Source organism: Elizabethkingia sp. YR214 (genome assembly GCF_003058195.1).
Lineage (GTDB): Bacteria > Bacteroidota > Bacteroidia > Flavobacteriales > Weeksellaceae > Elizabethkingia.
In genome coordinates this window covers 1-1,381 of the sequence record NZ_QBUH01000024.1, presented here as the reverse complement: position 1 = coordinate 1,381, position 1,381 = coordinate 1, and the positions used below count along the sequence as shown (strand labels likewise).

Genomic DNA, 1,381 nt, shown 5'->3' with positions numbered 1-1,381 from the left:
CGGGAGTAGGATTAGCTTTATACTGTAATTTTTCATTTACAAGTTTATCAATGATAGCTTTTCCTTTAAGGTCAATTTTTTCTTTCTTATCTCCGTTTTGTCTTAACACTGTAATGGTAACATCTTCACCTTCTTTAATGCTGGCCATGTAGTTGATAAAGTCCCTCATTTTTGAAAAGTCAATAGTCTTTCCGTTAACAGCAAGAAACTCATCTGTAGTTTTAAAACCTATACTTTTTCCGAAAGGAGATACCTCGGCATCAGGAGAAAAAGTAAATGTGTTGTCTTTGTTGTTGTAAGAAGTTGACCCGTTTGGATTCTTCGTCAGCCAGAACATTGGTTTTTCAGTTTTTACAACTTCTACTCCTACCTTATTCAGATATTTCTCGTACGGAGTTGGCTCGTTTCCGGCAATATATTTATTGTAGAAATCTTTTACCTGTGGGTAGCCTGTAACAATAACCAGCTCGTCAATTAACTTATCATCTTTAAATGGTTTGTTTTCTCCAAATCTTTGAGATAGTTTTCTGATCATATCACGGTAACCCATTTCACCCTTCGATAGCTCTCTTAATTCTATATCAAGACACATGGTAAGAAGCGTTCCCTTTTCGTAAACATTTGCATACTGATCTTTATAAGCATCCTGAAGGATATTCTTACTCATTACAGTAAATGGTAAGGTATCTTTATATCTTTTGGAACCTGCAATTTTTTGGTTTATTCTGGCTAAGAAGTCATTCTTATCGATAAGGCCTTCCTGTATCTGGAACAAATTAGCAAAATATTCGGTACCGCCTTCATACATCCATAAGTGCTGAGACATTTTTGGATCGGCATAATCAAAGTAGTGTATCTCCTCGGAATGCGTTTTTAAAGGGTTTACAGTATGGAAAAATTCGTGAGAAACAACATCCGTAAGGCTCTTGTCAATGGCTTCCTTAGACATTGCTTCCGGAAGGACTACACTTGTGGATTCATGGTGCTCCAATGCTCCGTAACCTTTAATGCTAGGTCCGTCTCCACCAGATAAATACAACATAATAGCATATTTCTTATTGGTGTTCATATCGCCCAAGAATTTCTTTTGGGCAACAACCATTTTCTCCAGATTATCTTTAAAATCCGCAGCTTTGTATTTGCCGGTAGGAGAGTATACCCCCAAAACCAGATCCATACCACCTGCATTAAAGCTTGTATAATTAGGTTTGGTATACATTAATGGTGAATCCGTTACTTTAGCATAGTTTGCCAGAACATACGTATCCGTAACATCAGATTTATCCTGATCTACTAGAGCTGTAGTACCATATAAATCTGCTGGTTTTTGTATCACCAGTCTATAAGGTACATCTTGCATTTTATCTATATAACCGATAAA

The 1,381-nt window shown here is 36.6% G+C and carries 1 protein-coding gene; it reads right to left on the bottom strand.

Annotated elements, in window-relative coordinates:
- Window positions 1–1,381 (bottom strand): peptidase M61 (locus C8J95_RS18575; protein WP_108454160.1); only part of this gene is annotated, 1,381 nt, incomplete at both ends.